Genomic DNA, 22,210 nt, shown 5'->3' on the forward strand with positions numbered 1-22,210 from the left:
AATAGATTTTGTGGGTATGATTACAATATAGGTGAAATTTTAATAAAGTTATTTATTATGTTATTATTTAATTATTGGATGTTTGTACCCCCCCCCCCCATAAGTCGCAAAATAAACGACTTTTTTACTAGCAACAAGCAGGAAAAAGTCACATGAATGGCGAATGACAAAAAAAGGGGAGGAGAACTCTTTGTGGTATACACCTTCGCATTGCTTGTCCACTGCTGTCGGAGCAATGGAAGAAGGGTATGCTTATGGGGTGTACATGTGTTCATAGAAGCTGGGCTGGGAGGTTCATTATGAAGCTGAAAGGAAAAATGCTCACGGGGATCGGCGTGCCGCTCCTCATCGTATTCGTCATCATGGGATTCGTCATCAACACGATGGCGACGGACGCTTTGTCGACATCTAAACAGAGGAGCATGAGCGAGCTTGGCTCGCGCTATGCGAATGCCATCGTCACGATCATTGAGTCGGCGCGCGTTGCCGTCAATACGACTGTCATGAATTGGACACAGAATCTGCCCGAAGGTGCCGCGATGCAGGAGTCCGTGCGCGAGATCGCCAAGATTGACGGCGTCGACAGCGTCGTTTTCGGGAATGCGGACGGCTCCTATGTGGCATCAAGTTCACTTGGCGCAGGCTACGATCCGAGGACGCGCGCGTGGTACAAGGAAGCGGCGGCACAGCCGGGAAAACTCATCGTCTCGAAGCCGTTCAAATCGGTCAAGGGCGATTCGGTCATCAGTCTGAGCCGCGCGATCGCGCAGAACGGCGAGGTGCGCGGCGTCCTCTGTGTCGGCATATCGCTTGAACCAGTGGGGAATCTGCTCAAGGACGTCAAGGTCGGCGAGACTGGCTCGGTCGTCGTACTCGGTCCCGATACCGAGTACATCTATCATCCGAAGTATTCGATCGAGGATAAGTTCAATGAGATTGACGGCGGCGCTTACAAAGATCTTGCTGCCAAATTGACGACGGGAAAGCCCGAGCAGATTGAAACGGAATATCAGGGTGTGCAGAAGTTCTATTCCTCCGTGCCTGTGGGAGAGACGGGCTGGACGCTCCTCGTGGCTCTGCCAGTCTCTGAGGCGAACTCCGCCGCTACGCACATGAGCTGGGCGCTGCTTGCAATTTGCGCCATAGCGCTCGCGCTTTTGCTGGCCATCACCTATGTCCTTTTGACGTCGGTGACAACGCCGATCGGTGCTCTTTCGGAGCTGATGGAAAAGATCGCGGACGGTGACCTCACGACGCATCTGACGAAGAGCGGCCGCAGCGACGAGATCGGCACGCTGCAGAACAGCTGCCGCGATATGCTCGAAGGTCTGCAGACGACGGTCAAGTCGACGAAGGCGGCCGCTGAGCAGGTGGCCGCGTCGAGTGAGGAGCTGACGGCGAGTGCTGCACAGACGGCGACGGCGGCGCAGTCCGCTGCCGAAGCTGTCTGCGTCATCGCCGAAGAGAGCGCAAACCAGAGCGGGATTGTCAATGCCGCGACGCAGAAGGTCACGGGCGTCAACCAGCAGATGAAGACGATTTCGGAGGCGGTCAGCACGGCGAAGCGCGCCGTGAACCTGACGGGCGAGGCTACGCAGGAAGGCGACGAGAAGCTCGACTTTGCCATCGAGGGTGTCGAGGGGCTTGCCAAGAGCGCGGCGACGGCGAGCGCGGCGGTCGAAAAGCTTTACGACGGTTCGAAAAATATCGCGGAGATCAACGAGGTCATCACCTCGATCGCAGGGCAGACGAAGCTCCTCGCCCTCAATGCCGCCATTGAGGCGGCGCGCGCAGGCGAGCAGGGCAAGGGATTCGCCGTCGTTGCTGAAGAGGTCCGAAAGCTTGCCGAAGAGTCCGAAGCGGCGGCGAAGGAGATCAGCGGCGTCATACAGAAGAACTCCGAAGAGATCGAGCATGTCTTCGAACTCACGCGGAATCAGCAGGGCGAGGTGCGTGAGAACGTCGGACAGGTCAAGGAAGCGGGCGAGAAATTCCATCGCATCATGGATCTCGTGGCAGAGCTGGAAACGAGTATAGAGAGCATCGTCGAGATCAGCGAGAAGGTGCAGGCCGACTGCAGCGAGACGGCGGCTTCCGTGCAGAAGATCAATGGCGTCTCGCATACAGTGCAGCAGAAAGCGACGGATGTCTCCGCCGTATCGGAAGAGCAGGCGGCATCGAACGAGGAAATCGCCGCCGCCAGCCAGACGCTCGCCGACCTCGCCGAACGTCTGCAGGCGGGCGTGGAAAAGTTCCGCCTGTGATGAGGATGAAAATCGCTCAAAGCCTTGAAAATAAAGGATTCGCGGCACTTGACAGGGGCGGATTCTGCGCTTATAATAAGCGGAAATGCGAGGATATGGACGCGGTCTGCTCACGGGGCGGATCGCCACCTGCGAGGAGGCGTTTGCCGCTTCGTTCCTCAAGGAAATCAAAGGATATATGGAGGTAACATCATGGGTGATCTTGGATTTGGCAAGCCGATTTTCTGGGTGGGTCTCGCTGCGGGCATCGTGGCGGGTGCGCTCGGCTATCGCTGCGTGCAGAAGCGCTGCGCGGCGAAGAAGGCGGCCGCACAGCCGCAGGCGTCGCTCGAAGAACTTCTGCAGCAGAAGGCGGAGATCGAGGCTCTGATCGAGGCGCAGCAGGCGTAAGATGGGCATTCTCTCGGCGTTGGGCATACCAACGAACAAGTTCGATCTCTTCCTGCGTTCCGTCGAGGTCTCGTCCTATATCCCCGGACGCATACGGCTGCACAGCAAGATGCTCGTCGGCAGCCCCAAGGTGGAGAAGGAACTTCTGACGTATCTTCGCTCGTATTCGGAGCTGAGTGAGGTGGAGACGAGCACGGCGACAGGCTCGATCCTCATCAAGTACACGCCGCAGCTTCTCCATACGAACGAGGAGCTGACGCGTGCGGAAGCGTACATCAAGGAGCACGCGAAGAATCGCAAATGAGCGGAAAAATCCGCCTGCCCCGCTGTATCGGACAGCGAGACGGGCGGATTTTTTTAGGAAGCGCTGATAAAATGAGATTGCCAAATCGGGCAGACGGACGGCCGCCTTTATTGTGCTCCCTCAATAGAGCTGCGCCTTCCAGTAGGCGAGGTCAGGCTCGTTCAAGGGCAGGTCGACGCTGTAGCCGTTGTCGTAGCGGATCTTGACGCGAACTTCATCGGCCTTCCTGAGGAGCGGAAGCAACTGGGGCGAGACGTTGAGGAAGAATTTGTTCGTGTTCTTCAGCGAGGTCTCGGGACTGTATTCCCTGAGATCGTAGCTCGGCGGTTCCTGCTTGACGATGGCGTCGATGTCCCAGGCGTCGCCATCGGCGCTTATGGTCACGAGCGGCTTTGGCTTCGCGCTGCTGTAGCGGTAGTCCCACATCGTGAGCGTCGCGCCTTCGACGCGGCCGCTTTCGTCGTAGGAGCCTTGGAAGTCGATCTTGCAGTAGGCGGAGAGGCTCTTCGCCGTACGGTGGTCGGCGGTGTAGGTGTAGCCGAAGCCGAAGGCGCCGCAGAGGATGAGGAGGAGGCCGAAGTAGAGGAAGATTTTCATAGGGGTTCTCCGTTCCGCCCGCGCCGCTTCTGCACGTCTTTCGGAGAGAGTTGTTCGCGATGCGGGCATGTTTTCTTCCTCCCATTATACTTTATGCGCCGCGCCTTGTCACTACCATTGCGCCCGTGCTCCTCCTGTGCTATAGTGGTAGGAACGATGTTCAATATTTTCGAGGATAGGAGTCCATGGAAGAAAATTTCATTTGCTTGGATATTGGCGGCACTTCGATCAAGTATGCGCTTGCTGCGGGAGGCAGGCTGCGCGAGAAAGGTTCTATGCCGACGGAAGGACGGACAGCGGGGGCGCAGGGCGTAGCCGAGAAGGTGCTCGCTATCGTCGATGCTTTTCGAGAAAGAGGCGTCGCGGGCGTCGCGATCTCGACGCTCGGCATCGTCGATCCGGTCGCGGGCAAGGTCGTCTATGCAGGACCGAGCATCAAGGATTACACGGGGATGTCGCTCAAGGATCTCGTCGAGGAAGCGACGGGACTTTCCTGTACGGTCGAGAACGATGTGAACTGCGCGGGGCTTGGCGAATACTGGCTCGGTGCAGGCCGCGGCGTGCGTTCGCTCGTCTGTCTGACGGTCGGCACGGACGTCGGGTCGTCCATTCTTTTCAACGGCAGGCTTTGGCGCGGAGCGAACTACAGCGCGGGCGAGATCGGCAGCATGCGGCTCGCGGGTGGCAGGCTAGGCGATCTCGCTTCCGTGCGTCGCATGGTGCAACGTGCGGCGAAGGCGCACGGCATTGCCGAGGAGCTTGACGGTGAGATGGTGTTCGCATGGGCGCGTGCGGGCGACGCCGATGCGGTGAATGCTATCGCAGGGTTAGTCGCGCCGCTCGCCGAGGGGATCGCGAATATCTGCTACATGCTCAATCCCGAGCGTATCGTCCTCGGCGGGGCGGTGATGGCGGAGAGGCAGTATCTGGCGCCGCGCATTCTTGCGGACTTGGAGGAGGCAGTGCCGCGCCCTTTCCGCTCCGCGACGCAGCTCACTTTCGCTGAGCTGGGTAACGATGCAGGGCTCATGGGAGCGCTCTATCACTTCCTTCAGCGTCGTAGGGATGCGCAGGAGAGGGCACAGAATCGAGAAACGGGGGAGGTGGGAAAGGTCAGATGAAGGCGATCATCAATGGACGGCTCTTGCTGCCGAACATGGAGGGAGATTTCCGCGTCATGGAAGACATGGCGCTTCTCTACGACGAGCGCATCGAGAGGATTATCGACATGGATGAGGTGGAGGCGGAAGCGGGCATCGACGAGGTGCACGATGCGCATGGGCTGTTCGTCTCGCCGGGCTTTATCAACGTGCATGTGCACGGCGCATGTGGCTGGGACGTGATGGACGCGGCGGAAGAAGCACTGCCGGCCATCGGCCGCTACCTCGCACGCACGGGCGTCGTCTCGTGGCTCGCGACGACGATGACGGCGGGCGAGGACGCGGTGCACGCCGCCTTCGAGCGCGTGCGCAGCGCAATGCGCATGACGCCCGAAGGCGCGCGCGTTCTCGGCGTACACATGGAAGGACCTTTCATCAGCAAGGCGTACAAGGGAGCACAGGCGGAGGAGGCGATCGTACGCGCCGACTACGATTGGATCGAGTCCTTCGAAGATGTCGTGCGCATCGTGACCTTGGCACCCGAGGAGCTGGACGGCAAGTATACGTTCATCGACCGCTGCCGTGATGCGGGCATCCTCGTTTCGATCGGCCATTCGAGCGCAGACTACGGGACGGCGCTTGAAGTCATAGAGAAGCATGGTGTCACGCACATCACGCACTGCTTCAATGCCATGAGCGGCCTGCACCAGCGTCATCCGGGCATTGTCGGCGCGGCGCTTGATACCAAGGCCAACTGCGAACTCATTGCTGACAATATTCACGTCGATCCTGCAGCGCAGCGCATCCTCTACCATGCGAAGGAGGGCAGGAACATCATCCTCGTGACGGATTCGATGCGTGCAGCTGGCATGGGCAGCGGCGTCTTCGAGCTGGGCGGACAGGAGGTCACGGTCAGGGGAACGCGCGCAGAGTTAGCGGACGGCACGCTCGCGGGCAGTGTGCTCGCGATGAACGAGGCGGTTCGGAACTTCGCGCGGACGACGCGCGCCCCCATCGAGCGCGTCGTCGAGATGGTCACGCGCACGCCCGCGGAGGAACTCGGCATCTATGAGGAGACGGGTTCTTTGGAGGAGGAGAAGCGAGCTGATCTCACGCTCTTTGATGATGAGCTCAACATCGCCGCGACGATCGTTGGCGGGCATCTCTCCTACATCGCTGCGCCCGACGCCTTAGATGGTGAGTGGAGGAACAGAGAGTAGGGGGAAGGCTTCAAGAAGCAAGGGAAGGGGTCTGGCGGATGGCAATACGCATGATTGTGACGGATATGGACGGCACGCTGCTCGATGTGAAGAATGGTATTTCCGAAGCGAACCGGGCGGCGCTCAAAGAGGCGACGGCAATGGGCGTCCATGTCGTGATCGCCACGGGAAGGATGTACCTCTCGGCCCTGCCTTACGCGAAGGAGATCGGCGTCACGGCGCCGATCATCTCTTGCAACGGTGCTCTCGTCAAGACGACGGCGGGCAAGGAGCTTTTCGCTTCGCCCATCGCACCTAACGTGGTGCGAGAAATTCTCAACTGTATGAAAGAGCGCGGCTGGTACGTGCAGATCTATACGGACGAGGGACTGTTCTTCTGCGAGCGTGACCGCCGTGCCTGCGCTTACGAGAAGAGTGCGGGTGTCGAGGGAAAGGCCGTTGGCTGGGATGGCCTCTATGCATTGAGGACGCGCGTCTTCAAGCTGTTGTCAATCAGTGACCGCGCCGAGGAGACGGCAGCGCGTGCGGCAGAAATCTCGTGTATGTTCGAGGGAAGGGTTCGAGCCGTGCGCTCGAAGGAGAAGTACATCGACATCATGGCTGAGGGCGTATCGAAGGCGGCGAGCATCGAACGCCTTGCTGCAAGTCTCGGGATCTCCCTGCGGGAGGTGTTGGCGCTCGGCGACTCGGACAACGACTGCGATATGCTCTCAGCCGCGGGCATCGGCATCGCCATGACGACGGGCACGCCTGCGGTGCGGGAGACGGCAGACTTTCTCGCAGAAAACGGAGCGGCGGACGGCGTGGCACGGGCTGTGTACACCTATGTACTTGAAGGAAAGGGAAAGAAAGCATGAGGGATAGCGGATGGCAATTCGGCTGATCGTGATGGATCTCGACGGCACGCTCTTGACTTCAGAAAAGATGGTGTCGGACTACAGCAAGGACGTCTTGCGACGGGCGATGGAAAAGGGCGTCGCCGTGACTCTGGCGACGGGGCGCATGCTGCTCTCGGCGAGCTACTTCGGCAGGATCATAGGGGCGAACGCGCCGATCATTTCGTGCAACGGCGCTCTGGTGCAGGCGCTCGATGCGACAGAGCCGCTCTTTTTGCGCGCCTTTTCGCCCGAGACGGTGGCGGAGCTTCTGACGTTTGCGCGGGAGAATGGCTGGTACGCGCAGTGGTACATCGGTGATGACATCTACGCTGAGGATTTCCGCCCTGAGTATTTCACCGCCTATCGTACGGTGCAGGGGTTCGCCGTGCACGAGGTTGGCGAGGATTTCTCACCGTATGTCGAGGGCGTTGCGCAGGTTGTTGTGCGCGACCTCGCAGGCGGCGTCGGCGCTATCGCCGCGTCGATCCGTGAGCGTTTCGCAGGACGCGTCGATCCGCAGCAGTCGAAGGGCTACACGCTCGATCTCGTGCCGACGGGTGTATCGAAGGCGACGGGCATCGAGGCGATTTTGCGTGCGACGGGCATCCGGGCGGACGAGGTCATGGCATGCGGCGACTCGGACAATGATCTTTCTATGCTGCGCCTTGCGGGTACGAGCGTCGTCACGGCGAACGGACAGGAGGAAGCGAAGGCGCTCGCGACATATCTTGCGCCGAGCTGTGACGAGGACGGCGTAGCAAGGGCGATTGAGAAGCTTGTTCTCTAGGGACTGAGTTTTTCAAGGGATTCTTATCAGTTTGCAGAGGTGGACAGCATGACGAAAGAGAAGGATTTCAAATTTATCATCGTGACGGGGCTTTCGGGCAGCGGTAAGACGCAGGCGTGTCGCTTTCTGGAAGACCTCGGCTATTTTGTGGTGGACAATCTGCCGCCGGTGTTCATCCCGAAATTTGCCGAGCTTTGCCGCCATTCGGCCGGACATGTGAGCCGCGTCGTGCTCGTCGTGGACACGCGGGGGCGCGAATTCTTCGACACATTCGTACATGTGCTTGAAGAGATGGATCAGGCAGGGACGCCCTATGAGATGCTTTTTATGGAAGCCTCTGATGAGGCGATCATCCGCCGCTACAAGGAAACGCGCCGCCGCCATCCGATGGCGGCGAACGCACGCATCTCCGACGGTATCCAGAAGGAGCGCCGCCGCTTGGAATCCGTGCGCAACAAGGCGACGTACATCATCGACACGTCGCAGCTGAGGAAAGTCGATCTCAAAGAAAAGGTCTGGCGGCTCTTTGGCAGTGAAGATGGACACAAGATGAGCATCAATGTCCTGTCCTTCGGCTTCAAGTTCGGCATGCCCTTGGATGCCGACATGGTGCTCGATGTGCGCTTCTTGCCAAATCCCTTCTATATCGAGGAACTGCGCAGGAAGAGCGGCGCTGTTCCGGAGGTCGCCGAATACATCGGCAAGTGGCCCGTGACGCAGGAGTTTGAGGAGAAGCTCGACGCCATGCTCGATTTCCTCATGCCGCAGTACATCAAGGAGGGAAAGCCGCAGTTCGTCATTGCCATTGGCTGCACGGGCGGCATGCACCGGAGCGTCTACATTGCCTGCCATATCTATCGTTTCTTGACGGCACGCGGCTTCCAAGTGGAGCTTGAGCATCGCGATCTCATGAAGAACGAGGTCGCCGAGCATCCAGGAGAGCTGCCTGAATAGATGGGCAACATTTTGCGCCGCCTTGTTTAGGAAAGGGTCGATCAGAAGAATGCATTTATTGAAATGGCTTTATCCGGGCATGCATTTCAAGCGTTGGATGCTCGTGTTCGGCGCGGGTGTCATGATGGTCAGTCTGGGGCTTGCCCTCGTCTTCAACTACAAGTATCTCGATATCATTGAGGAGGCCATCTTCCGCGCCGTCTACTTGTGGCGCGGAAGTTTCGATTATGTGATCACGACGATCGTCGGTCTTGTCATTGTCGTCCTGGGACTCGCCCTCATGCTCTTTGCGACGCGCTTCGTCATACGTTCCGTCATCAGCGTGCTCTTGCCCGACAACTCGGAAAAGCTTGTCGACATCATCTACGAGAAGCGTCGCCTCGACAAGGGGCCGCAGGTCACAGTGATCGGCGGCGGGCACGGGCTTTCCGTGCTCCTTCGCGGCATCAAGCAGGCGACGAGCAATGTGACGGCGGTCGTGACGGTTGCCGACGACGGCGGCTCTTCGGGAAGGCTGCGAGAGGAACTCGGCATCATCCCGCCGGGCGATCTCAGGAACTGTCTCGTCGCGCTCGCCGATACAGAACCTCTGATGGAAAAGCTCTTCCAGTATCGCTTTCAGAGCGGCACGGAACTCAAAGGACACAGCTTCGGCAATCTCTTCATCGCTGCCATGGCGGAGGTTACGGGTGATATGGAAGAGGCGCTGAAGAAGTCGTCGAAGGTTCTCGCTGTCAAGGGGCGCGTGCTTCCAGCATCGACGGCGCACGTGCGGCTCGATGCGGTCATGGAGGACGGCACGCTCGTTGAGGGCGAGTCGCATATCCCCGAGGTGCACAAGCACATCCGGCGCGTGAAGCTCTTCCCCGAGCATGTCGAGCCTGTGGAGTCAGCGCTTGCGGCGATCCGCGAGGCGGACGTCGTGATCCTCGGCCCCGGCAGTCTCTACACGAGCATCATGCCGAACCTCCTCGTCGACGGTGTGGCGGAGGCCTTGAAAAAGAGCCAGGCGCTCAAGATCTACATCTGCAACGTGCTGACGCAGCCAGGCGAGACGGATGGCTACACGGCTTCCATGCACGCTCGGGCGATTCTCGATCATGCGGGCAGGGGTGCGATCGACTACATGCTCGTCAATGCGACGCCGCTGCCACATGGGACGGCGCAGATTTTGAAGAAGGAGGGCATCGAACCCGTGGCGATCGATGAAGATGCCGTCAACGCGCTCGGCATCGGTGTCGTCAAGGCCGACCTCGTGAATGACGACGATGTTGCGCATCACGATCCGGAAAAGCTTATGAAGAGCGTGATGAAGATGGCGTACAAACTGCATCCCGGCATCGGCAAGTGAGGAGGGATTCCTATGGCGCAGCCATCGTTTTCAGCTGAGGTGAAGAACGATCTCGCGCGTCCCCTCGGGCGCAAGGCGTGCTGCCGTACGGCGGAACTGGCGGCGCTCCTGCGCATGGGCGCCGTCCTGACACTCGGGGCGAAGCGTGCCGTCGGACTCGCGTTTACGACAGAGAATGCTGCGGTCGCGCGCAAGGCCTTGATGCTTCTCAAAGGTTCGGCGGGCGTTCATACGGAATTGACGGTCAGCCGCTCACGCCGCTTGAAGAAAAACAATAGCTACCGCGTGCACGTCCTGCCGTCGCGCGAAGTCGCCGCTCTCATGGAGCGCATGGGGCTCATGCACGGATCGGCGCTCAACATGGGCACGGACAGCGCGCTCCTCAAGAAGGCGTGCTGCCGTCAGGCGTACTTGCGCGGCGCCTTTTTGGGCGGCGGCAGCGTTAGCCGCCCGGAATCTGGCTATCATCTGGAACTGGTGACGGAGAGCTACTCCTTTGCGGAGCTTCTGCTTTCGCTCCTTCGCACGATGGGGTATCCAGCGGGGCTGACCGACCGCAAGGAAAGCTATGTCGTCTACCTGAAGGAAAGCGACGCTATCATTGATTTTTTCTCTCTGCTCGGTGCGGAGAAGGCGGCTGAGGCATTCGAGGTCACGCGCAACTTGAAGGAAGTCAAGAACCAGGTCAACCGCCTCGTGAACTGCGAGACGGCGAACGTGCAGAAGTCGGTCGATGCCGCCGGCAGACAGATCGCGGCGATTCGCGCACTGAAGGCGGCGGATGCCGTTGCAGGGCTTTCTGCGGGACTCCGAAAGATGGCAGAGGCGCGCATGGAGCATCCGACGGCGACGCTCGCAGAGCTTGCGGGGCTTTTGGGCATAGGAAAATCGGGCGTCAATCATCGGTTGCGAAAGCTCGTCGCCTTGGCGGACGGGCAGGAAGGAGGAATCTGAGATGGCAAGGCGCATGATCTTGTATGCGGCAGGACTCGTTCTGCTCGTCGTCTTTTCGATCGCTGTTTACGCGCATTTTCATCCGGCGCAGGGTGTGCTCGTCCTGGAGTATCACCATATCGCCGACCGCGTGGACGATCCCGAGGGGGCATTGGTGGAGCGCTACTATGTGCCGACGGAGGACTTTGCCGCGCAGCTTGACTATCTGAAGGCCGAGGGTTACGAGACGATCACCATGCTGGAATTTTCCAAGGCGGCGAAAGGGAAGGGAACTCTTCCCGAAAAGCCTGTGATCGTCACCTTCGATGACGGCTACGAAGACAATTACACGCAGGCGCTGCCGCTCCTCGAAGAGCGCGGGATGAAGGGCGAGGTCTACGTGGTCACGAACTTCATCGGCAAGGAGGGCTATCTGACGTGGGACGAACTGCGCGACATGCAGCAGCGCGGTATCGAGATCGGCTGCCACACGGCCGACCATCTGCCGCTCGTCGGCATGTCCCGTGCCGAGCAAGAGGATCAGGTGCGCCTGTCGAAGTTGCTCCTAGAGTGGAACGGCATCAAGACGGTGTTCAGCTTCTCTTACCCGAACGGCAGCTGCAATGAAGAGATCGCCGGGCTTTTGCGAGACAGCAATTATCTGACGGCAGTCACGGGCGATGCGGGGTTCAATACGTTCCAAACCGATCCGATGTTCCTGCAGCGTGTCAACATCCCGCGACCGCGCTTCGGCCTTGCGGAGTTTCGTCTGCGCATCTTGAAGGCGGAGCTCTTCAGCATCTTCGGCATCAACCAGCACTTGCAGCACTAGGAAATCTTTCGAGCGTCTTCGCTGGACCGTGCGTTTTTGAAGGAAGTATCTGATGGGATTAGAGGAAAAAGGGGTTTTCGACGAGATGAAACGATGGAAGGCAAGGATTGCGGCGTGCTTTTTTGCGACGCTCGCGAGCATGGGCGTGACGAATCCTCCGGCTGGAGCGGAGCGTCACGGAATGGATAAGGCTTCCACGACGCGCGTTACGACGGACGAGGCGCGCGCCGTGCATGAGCCGCAGGGAACGCGCCTCTTGGGACGAAGAGCGCAGCAGGAAGCGGAGCCGTATAGCGTGCGTCTGAACTTCGGCGCAGGCCTGCCGGGTGCGCTGCGCTTCAACGAGGCGCAGCGTGCCATGCGCGAATGGAACGTCGAGACCGAGGATACGGGCGGCACCTTGCTTTTTTCCGACAGCCCCGAATACGTCACGGAGGACGGCATCCTCTACGAGGACACTGTCACGGGCGATGCGCGCATCCTCTACTATCATCTGAATAACACGAGCGTGCGCAAGAAGGTTGCCGTCGTGCTGCAGAACGAAGGCGATTCCTCCGTCGTCGTTCGCGTCACGCGCGGCGGTGCGAGCCGCCCGAGCAGCGACTACCTAGAGGTGGGCAAGGGCACGCAGCTCGCCTACTTCCAGACGAAGCGTGATGATATGCTCTATGTGCAGCGCGGCGCGAAGCGGCTTTTGGAGCCGGAGATGAATCATACGGCGCTTGAGCCGGGGCAGCTCGTCTACGGCGTCTACGATTTTCACGCTGATGGCCCTGTCAAAGTTTCCGTCCTCATGTATCCGGCGATCGCCGATCCGTTGAAATTCATTTCCAGCGCACGCATCTTGCCGAAGGATGAGCAGCGTTTGCGCGGCACGTTCCAAGGCATGAACCGTGTGATCAGCAGCAAGCCGTACAATCCTGACAGGGACGGCGTCGTCTACATCCCGATCGGCGACAATCGGCAGGATGTCTTCCGCACGGGCGTCGACGCGACGGACGGCAGCACGGTGACGAACGTCGGCAACTACGGCGTGCTCTACCGCATCCAAATCCCGACGACAGGACGCGAGGCGACGCAGTACTATCTGACGCCGTTGGGAGGCGTCTACGCGGGTGCGATGAGCGTCAACTTCGGTCACGGCTCAAGCCTCTTGGAAACGCCAGGCGGCAGACTCTTCTTCGGCGATGCCATACCGCCCGACAGCGATGCTGACCGCGCTGCACGCCTCACGGGCAAGGATCGCCTGAAGGTCGCCGCAGAGCTGTCCGACCTCGGCAGCTACCACAGCTCCGTGCAGCCGAGCTTCGAGCTGTCGCCGCCGGGTGCGTCGAACCTGCCCGTGCAGATCATCCTGATGCCGGCGGAAAAGTGAGCAGGAATGGGAAAAGCCGTCGGAAACTCTCAGTGAGAGTTTCCGACGGCTTTTTCATGGTTTTCAAAGCAGCGCGATGAAACGGTCGACATCTTCATCCTGCGTCGCCCAGCTCGTGGCGATGCGCATGACGGTCCTGCCGTCGGCGAGGTTTTCCCAGAATCCCATCTCGACCTCTTTGGAGAGTCGCGTCTTCTGCGCCTCGTCGAGCGCGAGGAAGATCTGGTTCGTCGGCGCATCATAGGCGAGCGGATAGTCCTTTTCCCTGAGGGCACTGCGGATGCGGTCGGCAGCAAGGATCGCTGTTTCTCCACCCTTTTCGTAGAGTTGGTTTGTGAAAAGCGTATCGAACTGCAGCCCCGCGATGCGGCTCTTGGCGAGCAGGGCGCCATGCTGCTTGACGATGCTGAAGAAGTGCGATACGGTATCCCTCTTCGGAAAGACGACGGCCTCGCCGAAGAGTGCGCCGCATTTCGTACCGCCGATGTAGAAGACGTCTGCGAGGCGTGCGATGTCGGCGAGTGTCACGTCGTTTGCCGGGCAGGCGAGCGCGTAGGCGAGGCGTGCGCCGTCGAGGTAGAGCAGTATGCCACCCGCACGGCAGACGGCGCTGATGGCTTCAAGCTCTGCGAGGGAGTAGAGCGCGCCGTACTCTGTTGGCTGCGAAAGGTAGACCATGCCGGGCATGACCATGTGCTCGCGGTTCGTATCCTCGTGGTAAGCGGCGAGTGCGCTTTCGATCTGTGCTGCCGTGATCTTCCCTGCTTGGTGCGCGAGCGTCAGCACCTTGTGTCCACCAAATTCGATCGCGCCCGCCTCGTGCACGCTGATGTGTCCTGTTTCGGCCGCGATGACGCCTTGATAGGAGCGGAGCAGCGCGTCGATGACGACGGCATTTGCCTGCGTGCCGCCGATGAGGAAGAAGATTTCAGCGTCGTTCGCTTGGCAGGCAGCGCGAATCTTTTTGCGGGCGGATTCGGAATAGGCGTCAAGCCCGTAGCCCGCCGTCTGCTCCATGTTCGTCTCCCCAAGACGGCGCAGAATCTCGGGATGTGCGCCCTCCATGTAGTCGGAGGCGAAGGAAAGTTTTTGCTTTGTACTGCTCATGTAGGCATCATCTCTTTCATGTCGGATGGATTCGCGCTTCTTCAAGCGAGAGATGTGTGGGACGAGGCCAGGCATTGACGCGGGCAATAGCCGTGCTTGCGCAGTTCGGAGTTCAGGTATTCGAGTTTTCGCGCGGTGACGACGATGAGGATGAGTCCCATCTTTTTCAGGCTTGCGCCGTTCATGCCCGCGGCGTCCGCGCGTGTGATGAAATCCTCGTCGTCTGCTCCGATGACGAGGGCTTCGCCCGTCACCTGCACACTCTTGGCGCTGCCCGGCCCGTGATATTCAGCATGGACTTCCAAGGCGACGTTCTTGTTCTTGGCGAGCGCGCGAAACTTCAAGCCGCCCTCGGAGAAAATGTAGAATTTGCCCTCGCGATAGGTGTATGTCAGCGGCGTGCAGCGGACGAAATCGCCGTCAGCGACGGCAAGCGTGCAGACCTTCTCGCCCTTGAGGAAGGAATCAAGTTCCTTTCGCAGATCATCCGGCGGCATCTTGATGGCATCGTTGTCCTTTTTAAGCCAAAATTTGGCAGCGGCTTCGTAGTTCATCGAATCTCCCCTTTGCTTGATGATGATGATTTTCACCCTTTATTATTGTAATCGTACTATGGCGATGGGGTTTCGTCAAGAAGGCTGCTGAAAGGCGGAGACGATTTGACAGCGGGCGAGAAGGGTGCTATACTGAAAGCAATCAAAGATACATCTGCTGCATATGTAGCAGCAAGACCCCGCGGACGCACACCGCGGGGTCTTGCCTTTCAGGCTGAAACACGTTGCCGCTAGTGTTCCAACTATTTCTGGATGCCATACCATATCGCACAAGATACGACACCAGCAATGACGCTCATCAAAAATACATCCGACGTCACATGTAGCCCCCCTCTCTGTCGCCAGTTTGGGAGCGGCAAAGAGGAAAGTATAGCATGTTTGGAGTATCTAAGCCATAGCGGTGTTGCTGAAAAAATATCAAAAAGGGTATTGACAACTTATGCACAAAACCGTATAATAAACTTCGTCAGTCACGCAGATGTTGTGTCTCGACATGCTGATGTAGCTCAGTTGGTAGAGCAGCTCATTCGTAATGAGCAGGTCGTAGGTTCAAGCCCTATCATCAGCTCCATTTGAATTTGTGCCTTCCTTCGGGGAGGCTTTTTTGTTTGACGCATGTGGGAAATCCACATATAATAACAGAGGGAAACGGAATCTCTTTATCAGAGATTCCTACATTGAATGGAGGAAACGATTATGGCAAAGAGCATCACGGAAGTCTTAGGAATCAAGTACCCGATCATTCAGGGCGCGATGGCCTGGATTGCGGACGCAGAACTTGTCGCGGCGGTATCGAATGCGGGCGGTGCCGGCGTCATTGCGGCGGGCGGACGCTCGACCGAGTGGGTAGAGCAGGAGATCAAGAAGGCACGTGATCTGACCGACAAGCCCTTTGGCGTCAATGTCATGCTCATGGCGCCGAACAAGGATGAGATCGTCGAGGTCATCTGCCGCGAGAAGCCGGCTTTTGTGACGCTCGGTGCGGGCAATCCTGTACCCTTCCTGGAAAAATTCAAGAGTGCAGGGGTCAAGACCGTCCCCGTCGTGCCGAACGTGAAGCTCGCGAAGCGCATTGAGGCGGCGGGCGCTGACGCCATCGTCGTCGAGGGCATGGAGGCGGGCGGTCACATCGGTGTCTTGACGACGATGGCGCTGATGACGCAGGTCATTCCCGAAGTCGGGATTCCCGTCGTCATGGCGGGCGGCATTGCCGACGGACGCGGCCTGGCGGCGGCTCTTCTGATGGGTGCGGCGGGCGTGCAGATGGGCACGCGCTTCCTCGTTGCCGAGGAGTGCAATGTGCATCCGAAGATGAAGGAGAAGCTCCTCGAAGCAGTCGATACGGATACGATCGTCACTGGACTCTCGATCGGCGGCGCGGTGCGCGGCATCAAGAACAAGTTCTCGCAGGATTTCGTCGCGCTTGAGTTCTCGGGCAAGGCGACGAAGGAAGAGCTCATCGAGCGCGCGACGGGCACGAACAAGCTCGCCGCCGTCGACGGTGATGTTGAGAACGGTATGATGCAGGCAGGGCAGAGCCTCCTGCCTTTGAAGAAGATCGAGCCAGTCAAGGCGATCGTCGAAGGAATCGTCAAGGAGGCGCGCGAAACGCTCGCGAACGCAGGCAAGATCGAGATCTGACGGAAGAGCGGCATTTGGCGCTCGCAATTCGTTCGCATAAGACATGAAGAAGGGCAGCCCGGCGAAGTCATTTCGGCTTTGCCGGGCTGCCCTTGTTTTTCGATAGAGATGGAAGGCTGTTGTTCATGCTTTTATGCCGAGTTTCTGACGGAGTGCGCCCTGGAGAATTTGTGAAAAGTTGAGATGACGTTCTCTGGCGAGGGCGTCCATCCACGCGGGAATGGTGAGCGTTTTTTTCACAGCGCGACTGTCGATGCGGCGCAGATACTCGGCTTCGTCCCATGTGATGAGCGTTGTGAAGTCCCTGCCGTCCGTCTTAATGTCAGATGGATGGCTGGCAGGAGGAAACGGCATCTTGTCTTCTTTCAAGGTGTAGAGATACAGCCCGAGAGCGTCGGTTGCCATGCGAAGAGCTTCGTCAATGTCGTTTCCTTGCGTGTAGCAACCGGGCAGATCGGGAAACGAGATTGAGTAGCCGCCGGCTTCCAATTCCGGGTGGAAGACTGCTGTGTATGTTTTTTTTAACATAGGGAATCACCTTCTGATAGATGAGAGTATGGAAATCTACTTCAATCCCGCATCGTGCAGGATGTTGCTCAAGATTCCCGGTTTCATATCTGTGTTGTGCAATGGCAGCACAATCAATTTTTTGATATCCTTGTGCTTGAGGATGTGATGGGAACCATGGATGCGCTCAATATACCAACCGTTTTTCTTCAAGAGTTTGAGCAGTTCTTTTGCTGTCGTTTTCATCACCTCCACGGAATTATTATAATACATATTGATACGTAGGGCAACTGAACAATTCTGCTTTACTTGATTTCTCATTGACAAAGGTCAAAAAGACAAATATAATGAAGAAAAATCAAATTGTCAAGGAAGCGCTGAATTTATCAGTGTTTCCTCAAATACCGTCTGACGCCGTGCATACCCGGCAGTTTATCTCGGCAATGCGGGCGGGGCGGCAGTTCTTTCTATCCGTATTGAGGCAGGGTGATACTATGAGCAGCAATATCGCTGATTTGATTGAGGAATATATCCTGCGGCAGTTGGCGGCACAGCAGGATGGCAAGGTGGAGCTTCGGCGAACGGAGATCGCCGATAAGATCTCGTGTGCACCGTCGCAGATTTCGTATGTGCTCAACACGCGCTTCACGCAGGAGAAGGGTTTCACGGTTGAATCGCGGCGCGGTCTGGGCGGCTTCATTCGCATCGTGCAGGTGCCGCTGCAGAATCTTGTCTATCAGGACATGCTCAAAAAATTGACGGAGGAGTCGGAACCGGAACTCGTGCAGTCGATGGTGCGCTATCTCGTGCAGCACGGCATGATTTCGACGCGCGAGGCGGCGCTCGTCATGCAGTCGGTGACGACGGCGTATGAGAAGCTCGAGCCGAAGGATCGCTTGAAGTTCATCCGATCCTTGCTTCTGACTTTGGAAAAATTCTCGTGAGGGGGGAAACGGATGCTTTGTGATGACTGCAAGAAGAATGAGGCGCGCGTGCATTTCGTCGTGCTGAAGGACGACGGCACGACGGAGATGCACCTCTGCCGCGATTGCGCGGCGCGTTACAGCAAGACGATGGCGGGCATGAGCGGCGAGGACTACTCGATCAACGATTTTATACGGGGCGTGATCCAGCGCATGCCAGATCCGTCGGCGAACGCAAAAGAGCAAGAGAGCGAGCAGGAGGAGAAGCCGACGGAAGAGGAAGCGTCCTTCACATGCCCGAACTGCGGTATGAGCTATCGCGACTTCGCCCAGCAGGGAAAGATCGGCTGCAGCGTTTGCTACGATACGTTCCGCGAGGAACTGACGCCGCTCCTGCTGCGCATCCACGGCGCAGGGAATCATCGCGGCAAGATACCGAAGCGGGCGGGCGGCACGCTTGCGCTCAAACAGCGCATCGATCTCCTTCGCGCAAGGCAGGAGCGTGCCGTGGCGAAGGAGGAGTACGAGAAGGCGGCCGAGTATCGCGACGAGATCCGCGCACTCGCCGTGCAGCTTGCCGCGCAGGAAAGGGAAAAGGCTCAGGAAGACGCTTCAGCGCCTTCCTCGGCAGAGGACAGGAAAGAAGACGAAGGGGGCGAGGCGTGATGGCGAACCCGGAACTCTTCACAGGCTCTCATCTCGCATGGCTCGCAGCGGACGGTACAGACAGCGACGTCGTCTTGGCGAGCCGCGTCTGCCTCTCGCGAAATCTGCACGAAGTTCCCTTCCCTAACCGCGCGGATCTCGTTCGGCTCGCTGAGACGGAAGGAAGCATTGCCGCCGTGCTCGGTGACGTGGAGGAGGCGCTCGAAGAGCCGTTCGACCGCGTCGAACTCGCGAAGAGCACGGCGCTTGAGCAGAACGTGCTTTGGGAGAAGCATCTCGTCAGCCGTCAGCTGCTCAAGAATCCTGCCCATCGCAGCGCCTATATCAGCAACGACCGCTCTATGAGCATCCTGGTCAACGGGGAGAATCATCTGCGCATCCAGGCGATGGCGGCGGGATTCGACCTCAAGGCGCCGTACGACAGGGCGTCGCGCATTGACGACATCTTCGAGGCGAAGCTTGACTTCGCCTTCGACGAGAAACTCGGCTATCTGACGAGCTGTCCGACGGATCTCGGCACAGGGCTTCGCGCATCGGTCATGCTCCATCTGCCGGGGCTCGTCTACACGGAGAACATCGGCAACATCCTCAACATATCGCCGCAGATCGGGCTTTCCATGAGCGCCATGTACGGTGAGGGAGCGGAGTCTGCGGGCAATTTGTTCGCCGTCGCGAACAAATTGTCATTGGGGCTGACGGAGCGCGAGCTTTGCGACAATCTGCGCATCTCGGTCGGCGAAATTGTAGAGCAGGAACGCCGCGCGAGGAAGGCTCTGCTGCTCTACGAAAAGGATCGCATCGAGGACGAGGTCTGGCGCGCCTACGGCGTGCTGCACTACGCGCGCGCCCTGGGCGACGCCGAGACGCTCGCCATCTTGAGCCGCGTGCGCCTCGGCGTCGACCTCGGCTTCATCGAGGGACTGGCGTCGAGCGTCTTCGGTGATATTTTGATTGCAAGCCGGGCAAATTATCTTTGCTCTCTGGCAGGAAACGAGAACATGTCGAAGAATGAAATAGACAGGAAGAGGGCGGAAGTTGTCCGCCGAATTTTGGAAACTGCGGCATGAGCTGTAGAAAATTCCCGCTGCACTTTGCGGCGGATGCATGGGGGCACGGCGAGGGATTCTTTCAGAATCGCTCTATCGATCGGTGCTTCCTTTGACATAAAGGTGGAATTTTTATGACGAACCGCTTTACGGGTCGTGCGCTCAAGGTGCTGGAATTCGCTCAGTACGAAGCGCAGGAGCTGGAGCAGAACTTCATCGGTACGGAGCACATCCTCCTCGGGCTTCTGCACGAGGGCGAGGGCATTGCAGCGCGCGCGCTGCGCTCTTTGGGGCTCGATTTCGGTCATGTGCGCACGCGCGTCGAGGATATGCTCGGCGGACGCGAGATGGAGGAGCGGCACGCATCGTACTACACGGATCGCGCCAAGCGCGTGATGGAGCTTGCCGTCGAAGAGGCGCGCTCCTTCGGGCACAATTACATCGGCACGGAGCACATTCTCCTCGGGCTTATCCGCGAGAATGAAGGCGTGGCGGCGCACGTCCTGATCTCGCTCGGCGCCGATCTCGACATCGTGCGTGCGACGGTCATCGACATGCTCGGCGGCACGCACGAGAGCGCGGAGCTTCCAGCACCCGATCGCCGCCGCCGCGCCGCGCCCGCGCAGGGAGAGGCCGCTGCGGGCACGCCGCTCCTCGACAAGTACGGCAGGGACATCAATCGGATGGCGCGGGAGGGCAAGCTCGACCCAGTCATCGGCAGGGAGAAGGAGATCGAGCGCGTCGTGCAGATTTTGTCGCGGCGCACGAAGAACAATCCGATCCTCATCGGTGAGCCGGGCGTCGGCAAGACGGCAGTCGCGGAAGGCCTTGCCGCACGTATCGCCACGGGCGCCGTGCCGCGCCTCCTGCAGCAAAAGCGCATCGTGTCCCTGCCGATGGCAGGACTCGTGGCGGGCGCGAAGTACCGCGGCGAGTTTGAGGAACGCTTGAAGGGCATCATCGACGAGGTCATGAAGAGCGGCAATGTGATCCTCTTCATCGACGAGATGCACACGCTCATCGGGGCGGGCGCAGCGGAAGGATCGCTCGATGCCGCGAATATCCTGAAGCCGCCCCTTTCGCGCGGCGAGGTGCAGATCATCGGCGCGACGACGTTGAAGGAGTACAAGAAGTATTTCGAGAAGGATTCGGCGCTGGAGCGGCGTTTCCAAAGCATCCTCGTCGAGGAGCCGACGACGGAGGAGGCGGAGAAGATCCTCCACGGACTGCGCCCGAAGTACGAGGCGTTTCACCACGCGAAGATTCGGGACGAGGCTTTGAAGGCGGCTGTGCGCTTGTCGCATCGCTACATTCCCGACCGCTGTCTGCCCGACAAGGCGATCGACCTCATGGACGAGGCGGCATCGAAGTCGCGCATGAAGACCGTCGTTCTGCCGACGTCCATCAAGCGTCTGGAAGAGCGTCTGAAGAAGCTCGGCGTCGAGAAGGACACAGCGATCAAGCTGCAGGACTACGAGCGTGCGGCGGCCCTGCGCGATGAGGAGAGTGCGCTCAAAGAGGAGCTTGCCGCTGCCAAGGAACGCTGGCAGGAGCGCGAGATGAAGGAAGTCACGGTCACGGCGGACGACATCGCCGATGCCGTCGGGCTTTGGACGGGCATCCCCGTGAAGGACATCGCCGCGAAGGAGTCGGAGCGCCTGCTTCATCTTGAGCAGATTCTGACAGCGCACGTCGTGGGACAGGAAGAGGCCGTGACGGCGGTCGCCAAGGCGGTGCGCCGCGCACGCGCGGGACTTAAAGATCCGAAGCGCCCCATCGGCTCGTTCCTCTTCCTCGGATCGACGGGCGTCGGCAAGACGGAACTCGCGCGCGCCTTGGCGGAATCGATCTTCGGCACGGAGGAAGCCATCGTGCGCTTCGACATGTCCGAATACATGGAAAAGCATACGGTGTCGAAGCTTGTTGGCGCCCCCCCGGGCTATGTGGGCTATGAAGAGGGCGGCCAGCTGACTGAGGCCGTTCGCCGCCATCCGTATTCGATCATCTTGCTTGACGAGGTGGAGAAGGCGCACCCCGACCTCTTCAACGTGCTGCTGCAGGTCTTGGACGACGGGCGGCTGACGGATGCGCAGGGGCGCACGGTCGACTGCAAGAACACGGTCATCATCATGACTTCGAACGCGGGCGCCGACTATCTCAAGCAGTCGACGTCGCTCGGCTTCACCGCAGGGGTGCAGACGCTCGGCGACGCTTACGAAAAGGGCAAGTCGCGCGTCTTTGAGGAGGTCAAGCGCGTCTTTCGCCCCGAGTTTTTGAACCGCGTCGACGAGATGCTTGTCTTCCGTCCGCTCGGCAAGGAAGAACTGACGAAGATCGTCGACATCATGCTGCGCGAAGTCGAGGCTCGTCTGTCGGAAAAAGGCATGGCGCTTGAGGTCAGCCCCGCGGCGAAGTCGAAGCTCGTCGAAAACGGCACGGATTTCAAGTACGGGGCACGTCCGCTGAAGCGTGCGATCCGGAAGCTCGTCGAGGACGAGATCGCCGAAAGGCTCTTGAAGGGCGATTTTGGACGTGGCGATACGATCTACGTCAAGAAGGTCGGCGACCGGCTTGATTTTGTCAGGAAACAGTCGAAGGACGCGGCGAAGGTGAAGAAGGAGAAGGCGCTTCGTGCGGGCGCAGCGCAATAAGCTTGCGCCGGACGGAGCAGCCTCTGTCTGGAACATGCTCGTCAATGCGGCGTGGGCGCCTCTGTGGCTTGTCCGTTCGCTGCTGCGCTTTCTGCGGCGCTCGCTGATGAAGCGCGGAAAGGCGGAATGA

23 protein-coding genes and 1 tRNA gene are annotated in these 22,210 nt (G+C 59.1%); 19 read left to right on the forward strand and 5 right to left on the reverse strand.

What is annotated here, in order from left to right; translation table 11 throughout:
- Nucleotides 1-299: 299 nt before the first annotated feature.
- From RWS31_RS00005 to RWS31_RS00015, 3 genes are all read left to right on the forward strand, one after another.
- A complete protein-coding gene (locus RWS31_RS00005; RefSeq protein WP_314595096.1) occupies nucleotides 300-2,264 on the forward strand; it encodes a methyl-accepting chemotaxis protein in 1,965 nt (654 codons plus the stop codon).
- 192 nt (nucleotides 2,265-2,456) lie between these two features.
- Complete coding sequence (locus RWS31_RS00010) at nucleotides 2,457-2,654, forward strand: RNA-binding protein (RefSeq protein ID WP_314595098.1); 198 nt, start codon at nucleotides 2,457-2,459, stop codon at nucleotides 2,652-2,654.
- A 1-nt stretch (nucleotide 2,655) separates the two neighbouring features.
- Nucleotides 2,656-2,958 carry an HMA2 domain-containing protein gene (locus RWS31_RS00015; RefSeq protein WP_264918786.1) on the forward strand — a complete coding sequence of 101 codons (303 nt, stop codon included), beginning with the start codon at nucleotides 2,656-2,658 and terminating at the stop codon, nucleotides 2,956-2,958.
- A gap of 120 nt (nucleotides 2,959-3,078) precedes the next feature.
- Here RWS31_RS00015 and RWS31_RS00020 read toward each other — a convergent pair whose 3' ends face one another.
- Entirely contained in the window at nucleotides 3,079-3,555 is a 477-nt protein-coding gene (locus RWS31_RS00020; RefSeq protein ID WP_294175158.1) for a hypothetical protein, read from the reverse strand.
- 185 nt (nucleotides 3,556-3,740) lie between these two features.
- Here RWS31_RS00020 and RWS31_RS00025 point away from each other — a divergent pair, with 185 nt between their 5' ends.
- From RWS31_RS00025 to RWS31_RS00065, 9 genes are read left to right on the forward strand one after another with little or no spacing between them, the layout of a single operon-like run.
- Nucleotides 3,741-4,676 (forward strand): ROK family protein, encoded by a 936-nt coding sequence (locus RWS31_RS00025; RefSeq protein WP_314595099.1) that lies wholly within the window; start codon nucleotides 3,741-3,743, stop codon nucleotides 4,674-4,676.
- Nucleotides 4,673-5,875, forward strand: a complete 1,203-nt coding sequence (gene nagA, locus RWS31_RS00030; protein WP_314595101.1) for an N-acetylglucosamine-6-phosphate deacetylase — start codon at nucleotides 4,673-4,675, stop codon at nucleotides 5,873-5,875. Before RWS31_RS00025 ends, nagA begins: the two co-directional genes overlap by 4 nt.
- Nucleotides 5,876-5,913: 38 nt before the next feature.
- The gene (locus tag RWS31_RS00035) at nucleotides 5,914-6,732 is read left to right on the forward strand and encodes a Cof-type HAD-IIB family hydrolase (protein WP_314595103.1); all 819 of its coding nucleotides are present in this window, start codon (nucleotides 5,914-5,916) and stop codon (nucleotides 6,730-6,732) included.
- Nucleotides 6,733-6,742: 10 nt separating this feature from the next.
- Nucleotides 6,743-7,540, forward strand: coding sequence for a Cof-type HAD-IIB family hydrolase (locus RWS31_RS00040; protein WP_314595105.1), 798 nt, complete (start codon nucleotides 6,743-6,745; stop codon nucleotides 7,538-7,540).
- Between the two features lie 48 nt (nucleotides 7,541-7,588).
- The gene (gene rapZ, locus RWS31_RS00045) at nucleotides 7,589-8,494 is read left to right on the forward strand and encodes an RNase adapter RapZ (protein WP_314595106.1); all 906 of its coding nucleotides are present in this window, start codon (nucleotides 7,589-7,591) and stop codon (nucleotides 8,492-8,494) included.
- A gap of 49 nt (nucleotides 8,495-8,543) precedes the next feature.
- Nucleotides 8,544-9,845 (forward strand): YvcK family protein, encoded by a 1,302-nt coding sequence (locus RWS31_RS00050; protein WP_314595107.1) that lies wholly within the window; start codon nucleotides 8,544-8,546, stop codon nucleotides 9,843-9,845.
- A gap of 12 nt (nucleotides 9,846-9,857) precedes the next feature.
- Nucleotides 9,858-10,799: a DNA-binding protein WhiA gene (whiA, locus tag RWS31_RS00055; RefSeq protein ID WP_314595108.1), complete on the forward strand. Its 942-nt coding sequence runs from the start codon at nucleotides 9,858-9,860 to the stop codon at nucleotides 10,797-10,799.
- Nucleotide 10,800: 1 nt separating this feature from the next.
- Nucleotides 10,801-11,610, forward strand: a complete 810-nt coding sequence (locus RWS31_RS00060) for a polysaccharide deacetylase family protein (protein ID WP_314595109.1) — start codon at nucleotides 10,801-10,803, stop codon at nucleotides 11,608-11,610.
- A 52-nt stretch (nucleotides 11,611-11,662) separates the two neighbouring features.
- Nucleotides 11,663-12,985: a copper amine oxidase gene (locus RWS31_RS00065; protein WP_314595110.1), complete on the forward strand. Its 1,323-nt coding sequence runs from the start codon at nucleotides 11,663-11,665 to the stop codon at nucleotides 12,983-12,985.
- 63 nt (nucleotides 12,986-13,048) lie between these two features.
- Here RWS31_RS00065 and RWS31_RS00070 read toward each other — a convergent pair whose 3' ends face one another.
- Together RWS31_RS00070 and RWS31_RS00075 are read right to left on the reverse strand one after the other, a co-directional pair.
- A complete protein-coding gene (locus RWS31_RS00070; protein ID WP_314595111.1) occupies nucleotides 13,049-14,092 on the reverse strand; it encodes an aminotransferase class V-fold PLP-dependent enzyme in 1,044 nt (347 codons plus the stop codon).
- Between the two features lie 41 nt (nucleotides 14,093-14,133).
- The gene (locus tag RWS31_RS00075; RefSeq protein ID WP_314595113.1) at nucleotides 14,134-14,646 is read right to left on the reverse strand and encodes a pyridoxamine 5'-phosphate oxidase family protein; all 513 of its coding nucleotides are present in this window, start codon (nucleotides 14,644-14,646) and stop codon (nucleotides 14,134-14,136) included.
- A 495-nt stretch (nucleotides 14,647-15,141) separates the two neighbouring features.
- Here RWS31_RS00075 and RWS31_RS00080 point away from each other — a divergent pair.
- A tRNA-Thr gene (locus RWS31_RS00080) sits at nucleotides 15,142-15,217 on the forward strand.
- 125 nt (nucleotides 15,218-15,342) lie between these two features.
- Complete coding sequence (locus RWS31_RS00085; RefSeq protein WP_314595115.1) at nucleotides 15,343-16,287, forward strand: nitronate monooxygenase; 945 nt, start codon at nucleotides 15,343-15,345, stop codon at nucleotides 16,285-16,287.
- A 123-nt stretch (nucleotides 16,288-16,410) separates the two neighbouring features.
- Here RWS31_RS00085 and RWS31_RS00090 read toward each other — a convergent pair whose 3' ends face one another.
- Nucleotides 16,411-16,815, reverse strand: coding sequence for a type II toxin-antitoxin system HicB family antitoxin (locus RWS31_RS00090; protein ID WP_314595117.1), 405 nt, complete (start codon nucleotides 16,813-16,815; stop codon nucleotides 16,411-16,413).
- Between the two features lie 36 nt (nucleotides 16,816-16,851).
- On the reverse strand, nucleotides 16,852-17,040 hold the full coding sequence (locus tag RWS31_RS00095) for a type II toxin-antitoxin system HicA family toxin (protein WP_009645541.1): 189 nt from the start codon (nucleotides 17,038-17,040) through the stop codon (nucleotides 16,852-16,854).
- A gap of 248 nt (nucleotides 17,041-17,288) precedes the next feature.
- Between RWS31_RS00095 and RWS31_RS00100 the strand changes: the two genes are divergently transcribed.
- From RWS31_RS00100 to RWS31_RS00120, 5 genes are all read left to right on the forward strand, one after another.
- On the forward strand, nucleotides 17,289-17,738 hold the full coding sequence (locus RWS31_RS00100) for a CtsR family transcriptional regulator (RefSeq protein WP_009645558.1): 450 nt from the start codon (nucleotides 17,289-17,291) through the stop codon (nucleotides 17,736-17,738).
- A 12-nt stretch (nucleotides 17,739-17,750) separates the two neighbouring features.
- Nucleotides 17,751-18,383: a UvrB/UvrC motif-containing protein gene (locus RWS31_RS00105; RefSeq protein ID WP_314595121.1), complete on the forward strand. Its 633-nt coding sequence runs from the start codon at nucleotides 17,751-17,753 to the stop codon at nucleotides 18,381-18,383.
- Nucleotides 18,383-19,450 carry an ATP--guanido phosphotransferase gene (locus RWS31_RS00110; RefSeq protein WP_314595122.1) on the forward strand — a complete coding sequence of 356 codons (1,068 nt, stop codon included), beginning with the start codon at nucleotides 18,383-18,385 and terminating at the stop codon, nucleotides 19,448-19,450. The genes RWS31_RS00105 and RWS31_RS00110 overlap by 1 nt, the downstream gene beginning before the upstream one ends.
- A gap of 113 nt (nucleotides 19,451-19,563) precedes the next feature.
- Nucleotides 19,564-22,080 carry an ATP-dependent Clp protease ATP-binding subunit gene (locus RWS31_RS00115; protein WP_314595124.1) on the forward strand — a complete coding sequence of 839 codons (2,517 nt, stop codon included), beginning with the start codon at nucleotides 19,564-19,566 and terminating at the stop codon, nucleotides 22,078-22,080.
- The gene (locus RWS31_RS00120; protein ID WP_314595126.1) at nucleotides 22,061-22,210 is read left to right on the forward strand and encodes a hypothetical protein; all 150 of its coding nucleotides are present in this window, start codon (nucleotides 22,061-22,063) and stop codon (nucleotides 22,208-22,210) included. Before RWS31_RS00115 ends, RWS31_RS00120 begins: the two co-directional genes overlap by 20 nt.

It is taken from the genome of uncultured Selenomonas sp., assembly GCF_963528755.1.
Taxonomy (GTDB): Bacteria; Bacillota; Negativicutes; order Selenomonadales; family Selenomonadaceae; genus Selenomonas.